The sequence below is a fragment of the Corynebacterium sp. HMSC06G04 genome (genome assembly GCF_001807365.1).
GTDB classification, from domain to species: Bacteria; Actinomycetota; Actinomycetes; order Mycobacteriales; family Mycobacteriaceae; genus Corynebacterium; species Corynebacterium simulans.
This window is the reverse complement of record NZ_KV788617.1, coordinates 183,782-201,980: the sequence shown is the minus strand read 5'-3', so window position 1 is coordinate 201,980 and position 18,199 is coordinate 183,782. Positions and strand designations below refer to the sequence as shown.

The window sequence follows — 18,199 nt, the reverse complement described above, 5'->3', positions numbered from 1 at the left end:
GCTTAGGAGCCACAGCGGGAAGCGAGCCAAGAATCGAGCTCGGATTCCGGGGCATCGGGGGCGATGGGGTCCTCGGCGAATTCCTCGCCGGTGCGCGCCTTGTCTTTGGCCGTGGTGAGCATGAGCGAGCGGCCGTCCGGGTAATCCAGAACCACGTTCGCGGAGGCGTAGCCGGCGGTCGGCTCGCCGAAGGTGCGCACGTTGTCCAGCCCGCGGAAGGCCAGGAGGGTGGCTTCGGCGGAGGAGGCGGTTTCGTCGTCGGTAATCACGGCGACGGGAACCTCAAGTTTGCCGCCCGACGTGGTGGTGGGCGTGCCGCCGCCGGTGACGGAATTGCCGTCGATGACCACGTCAGATGTGCCCATGCGGCTGACGAAGGAGAGCGCGGTGCCATCCGGCAGCAGGGGGCTTAAGCCCGCGTACATCGGGCCCATATCGCCGCCGTCGTTGCCACGCAGATCCACCACGGCGGCACAGGCCTCCGGGTGGGCAGTCAGGCCTTGAGCCAAGGTATCGGCATAGGCCTGGCCATCATCGTGGCGGCCGATAGACGGGACGGTGGCGCGCAGGATGCCGTCCTCGAAGGAAACCGAGGGCTCGGCGTTGTCGATGGCCTTTTCCTTCTCGGTGTTAAAGACCTTGGAGTGCTTGCCGCCGGCGGCATCGATGGCGGCAACGAGGAGCTCCGCGTTGGTCGGGTCCTCTTTGAAGGCCTCGCGGGCGCGCTGAAATTCTTCGCTCTCGCCATAGATTCCGGTATACGCTGCGGTATCCACCATCGCGGTGTTGATACGTTTTTCGCTGGTGTTGAAAAGAATATAGGGCTTGCCCAGGAGCGCCCCGCCATAGGAGGGGCCGAGGAAGTACACGGCGGCGAGCACCGCGATAAAGGCAACGACTAAGAGTCCGCCAAAATTTTCAGTACAGTTTTCATTCTTTTCGACCTCCTGTGCGCAGCACGTAGCCGCGCAACGGTTCAACAAGGACAATGGCAAGAAGCGTGACCACCCAGCCCACCGCCAGGAAGCCGAAGGCCATAAGCAGGCGAGCGCTCACGTCGACGTCGCTTGAATCGAGGCCGGAGAAGAACATCAGCGAGGCGATGCCACCGCCGAAGAGGAAGCCGAAGAAGCTCAAGCCCACGACCGGGCCCATGACGGTCCAGGCACCGGAGCGGAACTGGAAGCCGCGCGGCACGCCCATGAGATCCAGGGAGCGGATGAGCTCCTTGTCCTCAAAAATGCCGGAGACCTGTCCCAGGATGATGGACATGGTGGTCAGCGTGAAGCCGAAGATGAGGGTTAACAAGACACCGGTGGAGATGTCCTTGAACACCACGTTCGTCCCCGGGTCTTCCTTCAGAGATAGGGCCAAAGCGTCTGCGCCCAGGGGCGCGGCAACGAGGAATCCCGCCAAGTAACCGAAGAAGCCGATGGCAGCACTCCGCCGCCAGGCGGGGCGCGCATTGCCCGCCACGCGCTGGCAGGCCACGAAGTGCGCGGTGCCTGGGAAGAGGGACAAGATGTGCGCGCCGAGCTGCAGGATGAAGGGAGCGATGAGGTTGATGCTCATCAGCATGCCGAACATGACCACGATGACCATGGCGGTCGGCGGGCCCGCCTTGCCGAAGAGGAAAACCCCACCGGCCGCCACGATGATGAGGAAGACGATGGCGCGCCACCAGCGGTAAGCCGCGGGCATCTGACGCTTGGCCACGCCCAGCGGGCTCACACGCACGCGCTGCATGCCGACGAATGCGGCGCCGATGGCCAGCAGGAAAAGCACACCCGCCACGGCGAGGTAGCCCCACCACGGGAGGAGAAGCTCGGACAGAGCGATGGGGCGCATCTGGAAATCCAGCTGGGTGAAGACCGGCGCGACGAGCAGGCTGATCAGCCCACCGAGCACGATGCCGATCACCGCCTGGAGGCCGGTCTCCACAATGGCCATGCGCTCCACCTGCCGGGAGCTCAGCCCCAACAGGCGCAGGGTGGCCAGGCGCTGCTCCCTGCCGGACGCACCGAGGACGGCTGCTTGGGCTGTGAGGTTAAACAGCGCCGGAAGAATGAACGCGCAGGCAAAAAGGGCTAGGGCGAACCAGATATAAAAACAGGCCGTAATATCGTTGCCGAAGGCCTCCTTGAGTGCCGGGGCGGCATCCTCGACGTGCTGGGCGCGCTGCCAGAACATCCAGGTACCACCCGCAACGAGGAAGGCGATGGCGGAGCCAATGGTCAAGCTCACAATCGCCAGCATCGAGACGATTCCCGTGCCTGAGCGCGCGCGAATAGATTCGCGCTGCAGGTCCATAACTAGGGTCGCGGTGTTCATCGAATCACCCCAAGGCGGCGGTCGTCGTGAATGATGCCATCGCGAATCTCCACGCGGCGCTGCATCCAATCGGCCACCTTCGGGTCATGCGTGACCATGACCAGGCTGGCACCCGACTGGCGCACGATGGTCGTGAGCATCTGCATCACCTCGTGGCCGGTGGACTGGTCCAGCGCACCGGTGGGCTCGTCGGCGAAGACGATGCCCGGATTTGCCACCAGTGCACGCGCGATGGTCACGCGCTGCGCCTGGCCACCGGAGACCTGCGCCGGGCGACGATCCGCCAAACCGCCAAGGCCAAGCTGACCAAGAAGCTCCATCGCGCGCTTGCGGGCAGCCCCACGCGATACTCCGTTGAGCATGGCGGGCAGCGCCACGTTGTCCACGTTGCTCAGCTCCGGCAGCAGCTGGCCGTCTTGGAAGACGAAGCCGAAGTTGCGCAGGCGGGTGCGGGAGCGGGGGCCGTCGCCAAGCGCGGAGAGCTCCTCGTCGCCGTAGCGCACGCTGCCGTGCGTAGGCGTCAGCACGCCGGACATGCAGTGCAGCAGCGTGGATTTGCCGGAGCCGGACGGCCCCATGACGGCCACGAGCTCGCCCGGTTCAATGTCGAGGGAGATTCCAGCGAGCACCGGGCCGCCGCCGAAATCCTTGGTGATGTCTGTCAGGGAAAGTGTCTTTGCCATGTCTCTCATTCCACCGTGCCGGGCCCGCGGAAAGAACAGCCCTAGCGTTGCTCTTTAAGGTAGTGCCAGCACTACCCCTGCAGTTCGGGGCGCCCGTTATGCTGTGAACCGTGTTCCGTAAAAAGCCCCAACCCACCACGCACGAGCAGCAGCAGGCGCAGCAGATTGCGCAGCTCACGGCCTCGCGCCGCGCCATCGCGGACGCTTACGAGGTCGAGCGCGCCCGCATCGAGCGCGACCTGCACGACGGCGCGCAGCAATACCTCGTGGCCGCGAGCATGAAATTGGGCGAGGCTCTTCTCGACGCCCCCGCTGACCTCACCGAGCTCCTCACCGCTGCTAAGCAGGACGTGGACCGCGGCCTGAGTTCTCTGCGCGCCACGGTGCACGGTATTCACCCACAGGTGCTGCAGGATCACGGCCTGGTCGCCGCGCTTGCCGACGCCGCCTCCTCCCACGGCCCCCACGTCAGCGTCTTCGCCCCGCATCCTCTGCCTGAGCTCTCCGCCTCCGTGCTGGCCTGCGGCTATTTCTTCGGCACGGAAGCTTTGACGAATGCGGCCAAGCATGCGCCGGGCGCGCCAGTCTCGGTGCTGGTGACCTCGGACGATTCGCTGCGCATCACCGTGGTGGATGAGGGCCACGGCGGCGCACAGGTCGTCCCCGGGCACGGCCTGGCGGGAATGGCCGAGCGCCTCGCCGCTTTCGGCGGAGAGATGACGCTGAGCTCTCCCCCGGGCGGGCCGACGAGGCTGGCGTGCTCGATTCCCCTTCTTCTCGATCGCGGACAGTCAGGAGTTCACCAATGAGTTTGAGAATCGTCGTGGCGGATGACTCCGCCATTCTGCGCGAGGGCCTCGCCGGCCTGTTGGAGCGCCGCGGGCATTTAATTGTGGGCCAGGCGGACTCCGCCCCGGCGCTTGAGGCGGTGGTGGACAAGCTGCGCGATGAGCTTCCGGACATCGTCATCACGGACGTGCGCATGCCGCCGGGCATGGGCGACGACGGCTTGAAAGCCGCCGTGAACTTAAGAAACGCATACCCGGGCCTGCCCGTCATGGTGCTCTCCCAATATGTGGCCCCCGCATACGCGGTGGAGCTCTTCGACTCCCCCGATGCCGGCACCGGCTACCTTCTGAAAGACCGCGTCTCCGAAGTGCGGGACTTCCTCTCCAGCCTGGACGTGGTGGCCCAGGGCGGCACCGTCATCGACCCCACCGTAGCTCAGGCTTTAATGAGCTCCGGGCGCAGCGGCTTGGGTGAGCTCACCCCGCGCGAGCGCGAGGTGCTCGAACTCATGTCCCGCGGCAAGTCCAACAAGGACATCGCCGCCGAGCTCGTCCTTTCTTCCGCCGCGGTGGCCAAGCACGTCTCCAATATCTTCACCAAGCTGCGTTTAGATCCCAGCGAAGACAACCGCCGCGTCAAGGCAATCTTGGAGTACCTCTCAGCGCACCGCTAAAGCCCGCGCCCGCCCACCGTCGACAAGAGCGCCCTGACAGAGACCGTCCAGAGGATCCCAAGAAAACTGTGACTCAAGACGCATAAGCTTGTTCGTGCCCTTGCCCAACTCACCCCGGAAGGACCCCGCTTAATGGACGTGCAGCTCAACATCGTGCGCTTTACGAAAGCATTGATTGCCGACCATGACTATTTTCTGGAGTTAATACAGACGGAAGGGCTGGATTCCTTTCGTAAGCCGGATCCAGAAATGGAAGAGGCATCGGCGGCACTCTCCAAGCTCTTCGGTCAGGATGTGCCCGCGCATTCGGCCGTCACGGTCACGATGGATTCCAGCAATTTAGAGCTCCAAGAAAAGCTAGCTTTGTTGGCGTATTACCACGGCTTGGTGGTCTTCATTGGAACCACAGACATCCTCTTTAATGCGACTGGAATCCCCACGAGCAGCAATGGCCTTTCCTCCATCAGGAACTGCATGGGAACTATGTGGCGACAGGTCAGCAGACCTATGCTTGATCGCGCCTTTGAAGACGCACTCCGCCTGCCGGTGTCCGAACAGACGTGGATTCAGGTAATCAACTATGGCTCGGAAGAACGAAGCTACGGCCTCGAAATGTCCATGCACGTGCGCGCAAGCGGCCAGTTCGAACTGATATGGTCCAGCCTCCCTCCAGAGGCCACTGAACCGGTATTCCGCACACTCACTGTCGATACTTACGAAGAAGCACGAGAAATTCTGCTTTCCTTCAGTGATCGCAACCCGTTGATCGAAGAATTCGCATGGGAGCCGCTTTCTCAGCGCGCATCAAAACCTATCCTGGATCCTTCAGTCCGCCACGAAACACCCTGGCGCCGGCTGGACGCGGTGAAGGAGCTCCCCGAAGGCGTGATGGTCCACCTGCACAAATGGCCAACATTTTCCCTGGCCTACGGCCGCAATGCACAGGGACAGTGGACCGCAAAGGTTTACGATAACCTCGGCACCGACAATGTGCAGACCTTCGATATTGCAGACGAAGTCATCGCAGTGGCGGAGCACTATTTAGACGGCAACGGCGAGATGATTTCCACGGTCTTCCCGGACTCTTCATCTTCGGATCCCGCGCCGTACACCACGGTCACAGCAATGGAGCTACCAGAGCGCGAGGAACAGTGGACTGAAGCATCAGTATGCATGATGCACCGCATCCGCGCTGACCATAATGGCGAGCCCAGCCCTCGGATGCAGAAATACATTGAGAGGATTAACACAAAGCTCGGAAGCGAAATCCTCCTCGCTGAGGAACAGGTAGAGGCCCAAGCACTTACTCGGCTGCTCATCCCTGCTGACGTCAGGACGGTCACGATCGAGAGACTAACTCATCTGGCACAGGACTATGGCATTTCGCTTGTTGTCGATGATTCCCTGGCGCTGTATAACCCGTCGGGCAAACCGCTTCCAGGGGCTGAGAGCTGCCAGTTGAAGCTACTCGCGGATAAGTTGTATGTGAACACTTGGGAGGTGGCTACATCCTCCTCCGTACTCGAAGCTGGGCTTCGCTTCTTCACAGGATGGAAGCTTGAGGTTCGATCCGGGAGTCAGGTGGACTTCCAGGAGCGTTATACCTTGGCAACCACCTACACGGGCGACAACGTTTCGCTTGACCTTGTCACCCCCGACGGGAAACTACACGAAATCCCTTCTACCCCACTGCCCCTTGCTCTGGATGTGATGGTTGAATTCACCTACTCCCCAGCGCAATTGGTGGACAAAGTGAATTGGCAAGATCAGAAGTCGTCCTCAGATATCCCTGAGGAAGAGCGCTTCATGGTCAATGCCACGGTCTTCGGCTCGGCCGCATGTCTTTTCAACGATGACCTTCTCGAAGCAGTTCGCCAGGACGGCTTCCCCGAAGTGGGAGCGTGGGTAGCGGCCTTTGACCGAATAGTTCCGGGCGATTACTGCCAGGTCGACCGCGTGGAACCCTCAGAAACAGGAGCAGCGCGCTACCTCGTCGAATGGGGCCACAACAACGGTGAGGAGGAAAGCTTCCAGATGCTCCTTGAGGACATCGACGAAGCCTTGTCCCTCCTTGAGCGGTTTGTGAACGGAGACCGCGCAGAGTTTGAAGCTCTTCCATGGACGCGACGAGTGGAGTAGCAACACTAGGCCCTCCGCGTGACTAGGGTATGGGGCATGAGAAACGTAACGCCACAGGAAGTACCTGAGAACGCCCAGCTTATCGACGTCCGCGAGGACCACGAGTGGAACACCGAGCATGCTCAAGGCGCCACGCACATTCCGATGGGCGAACTTGTCGAGCGCCTCGACGAGATTGACTCGGACCGCGATGTCTACGTCATCTGCCACCTTGGCGGGCGCAGCATGCAGGTATGCCAGTACTTGGAGCACACCAAGGGCTGGGACGTCATCAACGTCGAGGGCGGAACGGATGGTTGGAAGGCCCAAGGTTGTCCCATGGTTTACCCCACACAGTAGTGGTACCATTTACGGTACCACTAAAGTGTGGTTTCAAAGATAGAAAAGATCCTCATCAAGATGCGGACTTCTCGGAATAATGTTCGCTTCTCTGAGCTGCAACTTGAGTGCGACTTCTATTTCTAGGAGCAGACCATGAACCTCGCAGACAAATACACCTACCAAACCGCGTGGTCCGAAGAGGATGGAGAATTCGTTGCCACAGTCCTAGAGTTCCCCTCCTTGTCATGGCTCGACTCCACTGCAGCTACCGCTGAGTCCGAGCTGCGCAGCATCGTCGAAGAAACTCTAGAAGATATGCAACGCAACAATGAGCAAGCCCCAGAACCTTTTGGCCAACGCAGCTTTTCCGGAAAGTTCAACCTTCGCATCCCTCAATCGCTCCACCGGAGCCTCACCATTGAAGCGGAGCGAGAGGGCGTATCCCTTAACACCCTCATTGTTCAGAAGCTAGCCTCGGCGTAAAAATAATGGGCCATAACCCATAATTTAGGTGTTCCGCCGTAGGCGCGTTAGAATCATCGGCATGCCTTCATTGAATTCTATTTCCATCCCTACCGCGCTCCTAGAGTCTCCTTCCTTCCAGCTGGAGCGCCTCCGCCGCCGCACCCGCGACGGCGTCGAGCAAGCGCTCAGCACCCGGCAGACCACCATCCGCGAGTACTGGGTACTTACCTGCCTCGTCGATGGTGACGTTGCTTCCCAGTCCGCGCTCTCCGAGACCCTCGCGATCGACGCCTCCGACATGGTGCGCCTCATCGATTCCCTGGAGGAGCGCAACTGGGCCAAGCGCGAGCGCGACCCGAAGGATCGCCGCCGTCAGATCGTGGCTTCCACCAAGAAAGGCGTGAAGGCCCACAAGGAGCTCGCGGAGCTCGTCGCCGCAGCCGAGGACGAAGCCCTCGACGAGTCCACCTCCAAGCAGCTCAAGCACCTGCGCAAGCTGGCCCGCGCCATCATGTCTTCAAGCGAGGGTGATGCTTAAATGGCGGAAGAGGACGCTAGTACCGGGCGCCACGCGCTGCCCGAAGACCTTTTAGATTCCCGGCAGCCCGGCGCGGGCTTCGTGCATGTTCCGGAGCAATACCTGTTGCGGGATCGCGCGCCGCGCGAGCGCACACTGTGGGACATCGTGCAAACCACTGCAGAGCTAAACCCGGACGCCGCCGCGCTTGACGACGGCGAGGTGCTCACCTACTCAGAGCTCATCACCGATGTCCAGGCATGGGCCGCCGAGCTGCAGGCCAACGGCGTCTGCCGCGGCGACCGCATCGGCATCCGCATGACCTCCGGCAAGCGAGAGCTCTATCTCGCGATTCTGGCTACCTTGGCTGCGGGCGCGGCCTATGTGCCGGTCGACGCAGACGATCCCGACGAGCGCGCCGAGATGGTCTTTGGCGAGGCCGACATCGATGGCCTGTTTACGGATGAGGGTTTCCGCTCGCTGCGTTCAGCTGAGCGCGTAGGAAAGGACGCCCACCAGGGTGCACCGACGCCGGATGATACCGCGTGGATCATCTTTACCTCCGGTTCCACGGGCAAGCCGAAGGGCGTGGCCGTCACCCACCGCTCCGCGGCTGCTTTCGTGGATGCCGAGGCGGCGCTGTTTTTGGTCGATCACCCACAAGGCCCGCTCGGCCCCGACGACCGTGTGCTAGCCGGGCTGTCGGTGGCATTCGACGCTTCTTGTGAGGAGATGTGGCTGGCCTGGGGCCACGGTGCCTGCCTGGTGCCGGCGCCGCGCTCTTTGGTGCGCTCCGGCATGGACCTAGGCCCGTGGCTCATCCGCCGCGACATCACGGTTGTTTCCACGGTGCCGACCTTGGCGGGCCTGTGGCCGGCGGAGGCGCTGGACAATATCCGCCTGCTCATCGTCGGCGGCGAGGCCTGCTCGCAGGAGCTGGTAGACCGCCTGGCAACAGACGAGCGTGAGATGTGGAATACGTACGGCCCGACGGAGGCGACGGTCGTCGCTTGTGCCCAGCGCATGGTGCCGGGTCAGCCGGTTTCCATCGGCTTGCCTTTGAACGGCTGGGACTTGGTGGTCGTGGATAAGCAAGGCTCCCCGGTGAGCGTGGGCGAGGTCGGCGAGCTGGTTATCGGCGGCGTCGGCTTGGCGCGCTACCTGGATCCGGCAAAGGATGCGGAAAAGTACGCGCCGCTGGACTCGATGGCGTGGGAGCGCGCGTACCGCACGGGCGACCACGTCCGTCTGGAGGAAGACGGCCTGTACTTCGTAGGTCGTATCGATGACCAGGTCAAGATTGGCGGCCGGCGCATCGAGCTCGGCGAGGTTGAAGCCAACGTGGCGGCCCTGCCGAACGTCTATAACTCCGCGGTGGCAGTGCAGAAGACGCCGGGCGGCGAGTCCGTGCTGGTGGGCTACGTTTCCTTGGAGGATGAGGCGAAGGGCTTTGACGAAAAAGCCGCGCACGAGCGTCTGGCCGAGACCATGCCGGCTGCACTCGTCCCGCGCATCTGCGTGATGGAAGAGCTGCCGGTGCGCACCTCGGGCAAGGTGGATAAGAAGGCCCTGCCGTGGCCACTTCCAGGCGTTGGTGTGGAGGCCGCGGGCCTTACCCAGACCGAGCAGTGGCTGGCACAGCTGTGGGTGGAGACGCTGGGCGTTTCTGTCTCGGATGAGAACGCGGACTTCTTCTCCCTGGGCGGCACCTCGCTGGCCGCGGCGACGTTGGTAGGCCGCATCCGTGAGCGCTACCCCACCGTGGCGGTGCGTGACCTCTACGACCACCCGCGCCTGGGCTCGTTGGCCGAGCACATCGGCGGTGTCGAGGAGCGGCCTTCGGCTGCGCCCAAACGCACGGTGCACAAGGTTGGCATGGGCACGCGCGTGGCGCAGACGCTCATCCAGATTCCAGTGATGACCTTGGCTGCGACTTCGTGGCTGACCTGGCTGCTACTTGGCTCGAATGTGGCGCACGCGCTCGGTGTGGATTGGGCGCTGACTACCCCGTGGTGGCTGGTTGCCGTCATGGTGGTGCTCTTTGCGACTCCGATTGGCCGCATCCCGATAGGCGGCATCGGCGCGCGCCTTATCACTGCGGGAATCAAGCCGGGCGACTACCCGCGCGGAGGCTCGGCGCACCTGCGTATTTGGGCCGCGGAGCGCTGGGCTGATGCCTCGGGCTCACGCTCGATTGCGGGCGCAACGTGGGTGAACAACTACGCGCGCCTACTCGGCGTAAAGATTGGCCGCGGCGTGGACCTGCACTCTCTACCTCCGGTGACGGGCCTACTCAAGTTGGGTGACCACGCGGCTATCGAGCCGGAAGTGGATCTTTCTGGCTACTGGCTCGACGGCGACGTACTGCACGTTGGCGCCATCAACGTTGGCGAAGGCGCGCGCGTTGGCGCGCGATCTACCCTGCTGCCTGGCACCAATGTGGGCAAGTACGCCCACGTGGAGGCCGGCTCCACGGTCACGGCTCGAAAGAAGATCAAGGACGGTCAGCGCTGGTCCGGTTCGCCTGCCAAGAAGGTAGGCCGCTCCAAGCACCGCTTCCCCGCCGAGCCGCCGAAGCGCCGCCCGTGGTGGGTTGCGTTCTACGGCGCAACGTCGATCCTGCTGGCCATCCAGCCGGTGGTAGCTCTCGCTGTGGGCGCGGCCGTCGTTGTCGCAGGCCTTAGCATGACCGCGGGCAACGACTTCATCGGCTCGATCTTCTTCGCGCCGCTAGGCGCACTGGCGGCATTCGCCTGCTTCATGGCGCAGACCTGGCTGGGCGTGCGGATTCTGTCCATCGGCCTCAAGCCTGGCGTGGCTCCGGTACGGTCTGCTGCCGGCTGGCGCCTGTGGTCCGTTGAGCGTCTCATGGACGAAGCCCGCACGACGCTCTTCCCGCTCTACGCCTCGCAGCTAACCCCGACGTGGCTGCGCTCGCTGGGCGCGAAGATCGGCAAAGACGTGGAGATTTCCACAGCAGTGATGATTCCGAAGCTGACGGACATCAAGGACGGCGCCTTCCTAGCCGACGACACGATGATCGGCGGCTACGAGCTGGGCGGCGGCTGGATGCTCACGGGCGAGACCAAGGTGGGCAAGCGCTCCTTCGTGGGCAACTCCGGCATCACGGGCCCGGGCCGCAAGCTGGGTAAGAACTCGCTGGTTGCGGTGCTCTCCTCGACGCCGAAGAAGTCCAAGTCGGGCTCGAACTGGTGGGGTTCGCCGCCGGAGCGCATGCGCCGCGTGGAGGCCAGCGTTGAGGGCGTGCAGGGCGAGTCCCTGACCTATAACCCTGGCTTCGGAGTGAAGGCGGCCCGCGGTCTCGTTGAGACCATGCGCCTGCTCGCGCCGATGACCTCGGCGATGCTGCTGGCAGCAACGTTAGCCACCATGTACGTGCTCGTGGATAACTACGGTGTGGGCCTTGCCTGGGCTGTCTCTGGACTGCTGCTTATGGCAATTGGCGCGGTCAGCATGGCCATCACCGTGGCCGTGAAGTGGATCTGCGTGGGCAAGCACCGCGCGGCCGACCACCCACTGTGGTCCGCGTTCGTGTGGCTCAACGAGCTGCAGGACACCTTCGTTGAGGCCGTCGCCGCGCCGTGGTTCTTCCAGCACACGCTGGGCACTGGGGAGATCAACCTCGGCCTGCGCGCGCTGGGCGTAAAAATCGGCGCGGGCGCCTGGATCGATTCCTACTGGTTCCCGGAGACGGACCTCTGTTACGTGGGCAAGGGCGCTTCCGTGGGCCCCGGCACCGTGGTGCAGACCCACCTCTTCCAGGACCGCGTGATGAGCTTGGATACCGTCACCATCGAAGACGGTGCGACCCTTGCTGCCCACTCGGTTGCACTGCCAGCATCGCTGCTTGGCGACGCCGGCACCGTCGGCCCCGGCTCGCTCGTCATGCGCGGCGACCGCGTGCCCGCCAACTCCGTATGGCAGGGCAATCCAATTGAACCGTGGGACTAAGCCCGGCCTGCCGCCGATTTTCCTCTGAGGAATTGGCTGCAGCGGCATTTTCTCGCCGGCGTGCCTGCCTAGATGCCAAATCGTGGGAAGATTTAGCCATCGTGGGCCCACGATTTGGCACTTAGGGCGATAGGACGCAAAGCAAAAGGCTGGATTGCATCGTGCATCCAGCCTTTCGACGTTCTCAGCCGCTTAGATCCCCACGGCGAAACTAACGCTAGTCACCAATCTGGTCACGGCCGCGCATAACGATGAGCGGATCCGGCTCGCCGACCAGTTCATGGTCCTTGTTGGTGTACTCAAACTTGGAGAGCACGTAGCGCATAGCGTTGATGCGGGCGCGCTTCTTGTCGTTGGACTTGATGGTGATCCACGGCGACTCTTCAGTATCCGTGTAGCGGAACTGCTCCTCTTTCGCGCTGGTGTAGTCGTCCCACTTGTCGAGGGAAGCCAGGTCCATCGGGGAAAGCTTCCACTGACGCACTGGGTCAATCTGACGAATAGCGAAGCGGGTGCGCTGCTCCTTACGAGTAACGGAGAACCACAGCTTGGTTAGGGAGATACCGGAACCAAGAATCATATTCTCGAGCATTGGCACCTCGCGCAGGAACTCCGCGTGCTGGGACTCGGTGCAAAAGCCCATGACGCGCTCGACGCCGGAGCGGTTGTACCAGGAGCGGTCGAAGAATACGATTTCGCCGCCTGCTGGGAAGTGCTGAATGTAGCGCTGGAAGTACCAGGAGGTGGACTCACGCGGGGAGGGCTTTTCCAGTGCGACGGTGCGCGCACCACGCGGGTTCAGGTGCTCGTTGAAGCGCTTGATGGTGCCACCCTTGCCGGCTGCATCTCGACCTTCAAAAAGGATAATGTGGCGCTGGCCGGTTTCTTTGGTCCAGTTCTGCCACTTTAGAAGCTCAATCTGCAGCGCGCGCTTGGTGGCCTCATACTCATCACGCGACATGCGCTCTTCGTAAGGGTAGTTCTCTCGCCAGGTATCGATGGGGGAACCATCCGGCATGATCAGCGCCGGGTCATCCTCATCAGAATCATCGACGACGTAGCCGTCGGTCTTAGCAAGGTCGATCTCGGGAAGTTCGTCGTCTTTAATGTCAGCCATACTCAAAAGTTTACCGGTCACCCAACTATTCGGCGCGTTAAATTACACCGCAACTCCACCGATTTACCCCTAAGCCCTCCCCCACCCAGACATAGCAAAAGAGCCCCACCAAAAGGTGAGGCTCTTAGAATCGCTTACGCGATGGATGTTCTTAGACGAACATGCCGATCAGCTGGGAAGCGCCCTTAGCAATCTGAACGAGCGGATCGATCAGGGTTGCGTAGATGTTCAGGTCGTTTGCGAACTCGGAAGAACCGATTGCGAAGTTAATGAAGCCGTCCATTTTATCTCCTTAGGACTAGTATTTGAAGATTGAAGATCAGAACCTAAAAGGCCCCGATGAGAAGTAAATGAATTACTTGTTCTCAGCAATCAGGGAAGAGGTGCCTGGGAAGAAGTCAGATGCCTCAGGCTCGGAGGACAGGAAGTCGAAGACTTTGATGGTGTTCTGGAAGAAGGAACCAACGTTGCCCAGGATCTTGCCCCAGCCTTCCCAGGTGTCAACGAAGTTGTCGAGGTGGGTCTGAATCATGGAGAGGTCCATAATGAACTCCTTGGATAGGTTTCGGGTATTTACACCCGAGGGTATTGCGGATTTGCAGACACCCTCTGTGGGCGTCACAAGTAACTATTTTGTCACACAGCGCTCAAAGATCAATCCGAAACTCTCGAGTTTTTAAATCTCGGGAAAGCTCCCCACAGTTCCCAACCGTCACTTTATACACAGCATACTCTAAGTCATTTCTTGCCCAAAAGTTAATCGATATGCCTATTACCAGCGGGTTTTCTGACGCTGGACAGAATTGATCAAATTCTTTGGCAAACGTGCGTAACAAACATCAGGAACGCTCCGATGAACACGGTCCAAAATTCAGAAATTCAGCGGAAAATCGGTTCCAAAATTGCCCCAATGCGGGGGTGCACCAAAGACCCCAGATTGGCCGTTTTCGCTTTCGCCCGGAGTTCCAGGCAGTCAAATAGAGGCGAAGGCGCAACCAATCAACCGCCATTCAGCCTCAAAAATGGGCCGCTAGCTGTGAAAATTGTTGTCTAGTGTGAAAGTTGAGGTTTGGAATCACACTTTTCATCTTTCCGTGTAGCGACACGCGAAAGCGCCCTACGAGAGACGTTCTTTATCTCACGTAGGGCGCCTTAAATCGACAACATCTAGCTCGCACGGAGCTACATGGACGCCTTTCGAGGTTTGGCGCTATTAGAAGCCCATGCCGCCCATAGCGTCAGCGTCAGGCATGCCAGCGCCTGCACCAGCAGGCTGCGGCTTGTCAGCAACGACAGCCTCAGTGGTCAGGAAGAGCGCTGCGATGGAAGCAGCGTTCTGCAGTGCGGAGCGGGTGACCTTGACCGGGTCATTGATGCCAGCGGACATCAGGTCAACGTACTCGCCGGTAGCTGCGTTCAGGCCCTCGCCTGCTGGCAGGGATGCAACCTTGTCAGCAACAACGCCCGGCTCCAGGCCAGCGTTGTGAGCAATCTGCTTCAGCGGTGCAGACAGTGCCTCACGAACGATCTTGACGCCGGTTGCTTCGTCACCGGTCAGGTCATTCAGCGCATCCAAAGCGGAAGCAGCCTGCAGGAGGGCTACGCCACCGCCGGCAACGATGCCCTCTTCAACGGCAGCCTTTGCGTTACGGACTGCGTCCTCAATGCGGTGCTTGCGCTCCTTGAGCTCCACCTCAGTTGCAGCGCCGACCTTCAGGACAGCAACGCCGCCAGCCAGCTTGGCCAGGCGCTCCTGCAGCTTCTCACGGTCGTAATCAGAATCGGAGTTCTCAATCTCAGCGCGGATCTGCTTGATGCGGCCGTCGATCTGCTCCTGGTTGCCAGCACCCTGGACGATGGTGGTGTCATCCTTGGTGACAACAACCTTGCGTGCCTGGCCGAGGTACTCAATCTCCGCGGTCTCGAGGGAAAGGCCAACCTCTTCGGAGATGACCTGGCCGCCGGTCAGGATGGCCATATCCTGCAGGGTAGCCTTGCGGCGGTCGCCGAAGCCCGGAGCCTTAACAGCAACGGACTTGAAGGTGCCACGGATCTTGTTCACGACGAGGGTGGACAGTGCTTCACCCTCAACGTCCTCGGCGATGATCAGCAGCGGCTTGCCGGTCTGCATGACCTTCTCCAGCAGCGGAACGAGGTCCTTGATGTTAGAGATCTTGGAAGAAACCAGCAGGATGTACGGATCCTCGAGGACTGCCTCCTGACGCTCCATGTCGGTTGCAAAGTAGCCGGAGATGTAGCCCTTGTCGAAGCGCATGCCCTCGGTTACCTCGAGGTCCACGCCGAAGGTGTTGGACTCTTCAACGGTGATAACGGAGTCCTTGTTCACGGAGCCGTTACCCACGGTGTACATAGCCTCAGCGATCTTGGCGCCGATTGCCGGGTCAGCGGCGGAGATACCAGCGGTGGTAGCGATCTCTTCCTGGGTCTCAATCTCCTTAGCGGAAGAAAGCAGGGAGTCAACGACTGCCTTGGTAGCGGTCTCGATGCCGCGCTTGATGCCCATCGGGTTGGAGCCTGCTGCAACGTTGCGCAGACCCTCGCGTACGAGCGCCTGTGCCAGAACAGTAGCGGTGGTGGTGCCGTCACCGGCAACATCGTCAGTCTTCTTTGCTACTTCCTTAACCAGCTCAGCGCCGATCTTCTCATAAGGATCTTCCAGCTCGATCTCGCGAGCGATGGAGACGCCATCGTTGGTGATGGTCGGAGCGCCCCAGGACTTCTCCAGGACGACGTTACGGCCCTTCGGGCCGAGGGTGACCTTTACTGCGTCGGCCAGCGTGTTCAGACCACGCTCAAGGCCGCGACGTGCCTCTTCATCGAAAGCAATAAGCTTTGCCATTGTGTTTGTGCTCCTTGATTTGTTTAGGACGACACTCACGTCTGTATCTATACGGACGCCCGCGACGGCACGGCTGGTGAGTGTTAACCAGCCTCAACCACATAGATGAGATTTTCTGGCACTTACCCGGTGGGAGTGCTAGCGACCATTCTGGCACTCGACTACTACGAGTGCAAGGAAAGACACGAACACCCTCCAGTACGTTCGCTGTGAGCGTTCCGGAGGGTGTTCGTGTCAGAAATTAAGTTGCGGAGTTTGCGGAGCCTACTGGGTTCTTCGCATTTTCGCGGTTCTACTCGGCCTTCTTCACCTTCTTGGCGGTCCAACGGTACATAAAGCCCAGTACTGTGATGAACAGGATGAGGCCGAAGACGTTGGCGGAGGTGCCACCTTCGAAGATCTCCAGCGGGGACTCGCCGCCGGCTGCCGCGATGATGGCGGCATTGACCACGCCGAACAGCGACTCACCAACGATGAGGCCGGTTGCCAGCAAGGTACCCATACGCTTGGAGAAGTCCGGATTAGCCTGCCTTGCCGCCCACTTGTCGTAGAAGTAACCCAGGATTGCGCCAATCGGGATGATGATGGTCAGCGCGGCCGGAAGATACATGCCCATACCCACGGCCAGTGGGGAAAGGGAGAACTTCTTGGTGGTCTTACGCAGAACTTCATCAATAACAATGAGAACCGCGCCGATGACGGCACCGGTGAAGATGAGGTTCCAGTCTAGGGAGTTATCGAAGATGCCCGATGCCACCGAAGACATCAGCGCAGCTTGCGGAGCAGCGAGAGCGTCCTCGCCCGCGCCTTCCATGCCTTGGAAGCCGAAGCCGTTGAGCATGATCTGCAGAATCGGTGGAATGACAACGGAGCCGAAGAGGACGCCAATAATCAGCGCAACCTGCTGCTTCCACGGCGTCGCGCCAACGAGCTGACCGGTCTTCAGGTCCTGCAGGTTGTCATTCGAAATCGTGGCGATGCCGAAGACGATGGCCGCGGTGAAGAGAGTATAAGCCACCAGCGAAAGCGGGTCCGCGCTGCTGCCGCGAGTTACCGCGGCAATCAGCAGTGAGGTAGCCAGCACGGCGATGATGCCAACGGAAGAAATCGGCGAGTTAGACGCACCAATCAGGCCGGCCATGTAGCCGCACACGGAAGCGACGATGAGGCCAACCAGCAAGGTAAACAGCACCGAGACTGTAATCAGCACGACCATGTGCTCGTGGATATCCGTGCCGCGTACGAAGTCCCACAGTAGTAGCGCAATCGGAACCATCAAGATGACGATGGTGCCAAGCACGTACGGGAACGGGATGTCGCGCTCGGAGACATCGACGGTGTGACCTTCCCTGCGCTCGCGGGAGGAAGCCAGAGACTCAGAAATGCCCTTGATGATCGGGCCGGTGATCTTGATCAGCGTCCAGATCGCGGCGATGGCCATGGCACCGACACCGATGAAGCGGATCTCGCCGGAGAAAACGGAATCGACGGTATCAGCCAGCGCAGTGGCGTCCAGGCCAGAGGCATCGCCCGCAGTGTGCATCGGCAGCAGGAAGAAGTAGGAAATGGTGACGCCGATGAGCATGGCAAAGCCGACGGCCGGGCCAACGAGGTGGCCCACACCGATGAGTGCCAGCGACAGCGAGGTACCCAAGGTGGTGGCACCAGAACCCAGCCTGAAGTAGGTCGAGACTGAGGAGGCTGCTGCCTTCATCGCAGCCAACAGCGCCATCACCGCGGAGATAACGCCGCCAACCAAGATGACGCGCAAGCCCTGGGCGTTTTCTTCCGCAGCGGCTTCCGACGCACCGTTACTATCGCCTACCTTGAGAACCTCAGCGGCGGCAACGCCCTCCGGGTAGGGCAGGTCAGAGCCGGTAATCAGCGCGCGGCGCAGCGGGATCGAGTACATCACGCCGAGCACGCCACCGATGGCGCAGACAGCTGCGGTCTCCCAGAAGCTAAATCCCTTCCAGTAGCCCACCATGACCAGGCCCGGCAGGACGAAGATGATGGCAGAAAGAGTGCCGGCCGCAGAAGCGATGGTCTGCACAATGTTGTTTTCTTTGACATTGTGCCCGGCAAAGCGACGCAGCACAGCCATAGAAATAACGGCTGCCGGAATCGAGGTGGCGAAGGTCAGGCCGACCTTGAGGCCGAGATAGACGTTGGCTGCGGTAAAGACCAACGTGATGAGTCCACCGATTAGGATGCCGCGCAGCGTCAGCTCGTGCAAAGAACTTGCATCATTGCCGGTTGCCCCTGGTAAGTGGGACGAAGATGCGGGGGAAGCCTGGACGGCGTCATGTGCCATGCCGAGACCTTTCTAACG

The 18,199-nt window shown here is 60.9% G+C and carries 15 protein-coding genes; 7 read left to right on the top strand and 8 right to left on the bottom strand.

The window, feature by feature from the left end; genetic code table 11:
- Positions 1-2: 2 nt before the first annotated feature.
- Genes HMPREF3158_RS07755 through HMPREF3158_RS07745 form a run of 3 tightly spaced genes read right to left on the bottom strand, consistent with a single transcriptional unit; the run spans position 3 to position 3,014 of the window.
- Positions 3-881, bottom strand: coding sequence for a S41 family peptidase (locus HMPREF3158_RS07755; RefSeq protein ID WP_246816197.1), 879 nt, complete (start codon positions 879-881; stop codon positions 3-5).
- A 49-nt stretch (positions 882-930) separates the two neighbouring features.
- Positions 931-2,331 (bottom strand): FtsX-like permease family protein, encoded by a 1,401-nt coding sequence (locus tag HMPREF3158_RS07750; protein ID WP_062037110.1) that lies wholly within the window; start codon positions 2,329-2,331, stop codon positions 931-933.
- A complete protein-coding gene (locus HMPREF3158_RS07745; protein WP_062037107.1) occupies positions 2,328-3,014 on the bottom strand; it encodes an ABC transporter ATP-binding protein in 687 nt (228 codons plus the stop codon). The genes HMPREF3158_RS07750 and HMPREF3158_RS07745 overlap by 4 nt, the downstream gene beginning before the upstream one ends.
- Positions 3,015-3,124: 110 nt before the next feature.
- Here HMPREF3158_RS07745 and HMPREF3158_RS07740 point away from each other — a divergent pair, with 110 nt between their 5' ends.
- The 7 genes from HMPREF3158_RS07740 (at position 3,125) to HMPREF3158_RS07710 (ending at position 11,890) form a co-directional block, all read left to right on the top strand.
- Complete coding sequence (locus HMPREF3158_RS07740; protein WP_070497959.1) at positions 3,125-3,823, top strand: sensor histidine kinase; 699 nt, start codon at positions 3,125-3,127, stop codon at positions 3,821-3,823.
- On the top strand, positions 3,820-4,476 hold the full coding sequence (locus tag HMPREF3158_RS07735; protein ID WP_062037101.1) for a LuxR C-terminal-related transcriptional regulator: 657 nt from the start codon (positions 3,820-3,822) through the stop codon (positions 4,474-4,476). The genes HMPREF3158_RS07740 and HMPREF3158_RS07735 overlap by 4 nt, the downstream gene beginning before the upstream one ends.
- A 132-nt stretch (positions 4,477-4,608) precedes the next feature.
- Positions 4,609-6,615 carry a hypothetical protein gene (locus HMPREF3158_RS07730; protein WP_070497957.1) on the top strand — a complete coding sequence of 669 codons (2,007 nt, stop codon included), beginning with the start codon at positions 4,609-4,611 and terminating at the stop codon, positions 6,613-6,615.
- Between the two features lie 36 nt (positions 6,616-6,651).
- Positions 6,652-6,954 carry a rhodanese-like domain-containing protein gene (locus tag HMPREF3158_RS07725; RefSeq protein WP_070497955.1) on the top strand — a complete coding sequence of 101 codons (303 nt, stop codon included), beginning with the start codon at positions 6,652-6,654 and terminating at the stop codon, positions 6,952-6,954.
- Positions 6,955-7,089: 135 nt separating this feature from the next.
- Positions 7,090-7,419, top strand: a complete 330-nt coding sequence (locus HMPREF3158_RS07720) for a type II toxin-antitoxin system HicB family antitoxin (protein WP_062037092.1) — start codon at positions 7,090-7,092, stop codon at positions 7,417-7,419.
- A 61-nt stretch (positions 7,420-7,480) separates the two neighbouring features.
- On the top strand, positions 7,481-7,939 hold the full coding sequence (locus tag HMPREF3158_RS07715) for a MarR family winged helix-turn-helix transcriptional regulator (RefSeq protein WP_062037089.1): 459 nt from the start codon (positions 7,481-7,483) through the stop codon (positions 7,937-7,939).
- The gene (locus HMPREF3158_RS07710) at positions 7,940-11,890 is read left to right on the top strand and encodes a Pls/PosA family non-ribosomal peptide synthetase (RefSeq protein WP_070497953.1); all 3,951 of its coding nucleotides are present in this window, start codon (positions 7,940-7,942) and stop codon (positions 11,888-11,890) included.
- 217 nt (positions 11,891-12,107) lie between these two features.
- Here HMPREF3158_RS07710 and ppk2 read toward each other — a convergent pair whose 3' ends face one another.
- From ppk2 to HMPREF3158_RS07690, 5 genes are all read right to left on the bottom strand, one after another.
- The gene (gene ppk2 / locus HMPREF3158_RS07705) at positions 12,108-13,007 is read right to left on the bottom strand and encodes a polyphosphate kinase 2 (protein ID WP_062037083.1); all 900 of its coding nucleotides are present in this window, start codon (positions 13,005-13,007) and stop codon (positions 12,108-12,110) included.
- Positions 13,008-13,158: 151 nt separating this feature from the next.
- Positions 13,159-13,290, bottom strand: a complete 132-nt coding sequence (locus HMPREF3158_RS13270) for a hypothetical protein (RefSeq protein WP_256366445.1) — start codon at positions 13,288-13,290, stop codon at positions 13,159-13,161.
- A 72-nt stretch (positions 13,291-13,362) separates the two neighbouring features.
- Positions 13,363-13,551: a hypothetical protein gene (locus HMPREF3158_RS07700; protein WP_061924768.1), complete on the bottom strand. Its 189-nt coding sequence runs from the start codon at positions 13,549-13,551 to the stop codon at positions 13,363-13,365.
- 669 nt (positions 13,552-14,220) lie between these two features.
- Positions 14,221-15,867, bottom strand: a complete 1,647-nt coding sequence (gene groL, locus HMPREF3158_RS07695; protein ID WP_061924773.1) for a chaperonin GroEL — start codon at positions 15,865-15,867, stop codon at positions 14,221-14,223.
- 292 nt (positions 15,868-16,159) lie between these two features.
- The gene (locus HMPREF3158_RS07690) at positions 16,160-18,181 is read right to left on the bottom strand and encodes an OPT family oligopeptide transporter (RefSeq protein ID WP_082787660.1); all 2,022 of its coding nucleotides are present in this window, start codon (positions 18,179-18,181) and stop codon (positions 16,160-16,162) included.
- Positions 18,182-18,199 lie beyond the last annotated feature (18 nt).

Bases quoted from the DNA above. Each gene is read 5' to 3' on its own strand.
- HMPREF3158_RS07750 (WP_062037110.1), bottom strand. From the start codon at position 2,331: ATGAACACCGCGACCCTAGTTATGGACCTGCAGCGCGAATCTATTCGC.
- HMPREF3158_RS07745 (WP_062037107.1), bottom strand. From the start codon at position 3,014: ATGGCAAAGACACTTTCCCTGACAGACATCACCAAGGATTTCGGCGGC.
- HMPREF3158_RS07735 (WP_062037101.1), top strand. From the start codon at position 3,820: ATGAGTTTGAGAATCGTCGTGGCGGATGACTCCGCCATTCTGCGCGAG.
- HMPREF3158_RS07730 (WP_070497957.1), top strand. From the start codon at position 4,609: ATGGACGTGCAGCTCAACATCGTGCGCTTTACGAAAGCATTGATTGCC.
- HMPREF3158_RS07725 (WP_070497955.1), top strand. From the start codon at position 6,652: ATGAGAAACGTAACGCCACAGGAAGTACCTGAGAACGCCCAGCTTATC.
- HMPREF3158_RS07720 (WP_062037092.1), top strand. From the start codon at position 7,090: ATGAACCTCGCAGACAAATACACCTACCAAACCGCGTGGTCCGAAGAG.
- HMPREF3158_RS07715 (WP_062037089.1), top strand. From the start codon at position 7,481: ATGCCTTCATTGAATTCTATTTCCATCCCTACCGCGCTCCTAGAGTCT.
- HMPREF3158_RS07710 (WP_070497953.1), top strand. From the start codon at position 7,940: ATGGCGGAAGAGGACGCTAGTACCGGGCGCCACGCGCTGCCCGAAGAC.
- ppk2 (WP_062037083.1), bottom strand. From the start codon at position 13,007: ATGGCTGACATTAAAGACGACGAACTTCCCGAGATCGACCTTGCTAAG.
- HMPREF3158_RS13270 (WP_256366445.1), bottom strand. From the start codon at position 13,290: ATGGACGGCTTCATTAACTTCGCAATCGGTTCTTCCGAGTTCGCAAAC.
- HMPREF3158_RS07700 (WP_061924768.1), bottom strand. From the start codon at position 13,551: ATGGACCTCTCCATGATTCAGACCCACCTCGACAACTTCGTTGACACC.
- groL (WP_061924773.1), bottom strand. From the start codon at position 15,867: ATGGCAAAGCTTATTGCTTTCGATGAAGAGGCACGTCGCGGCCTTGAG.
- HMPREF3158_RS07690 (WP_082787660.1), bottom strand. From the start codon at position 18,181: ATGGCACATGACGCCGTCCAGGCTTCCCCCGCATCTTCGTCCCACTTA.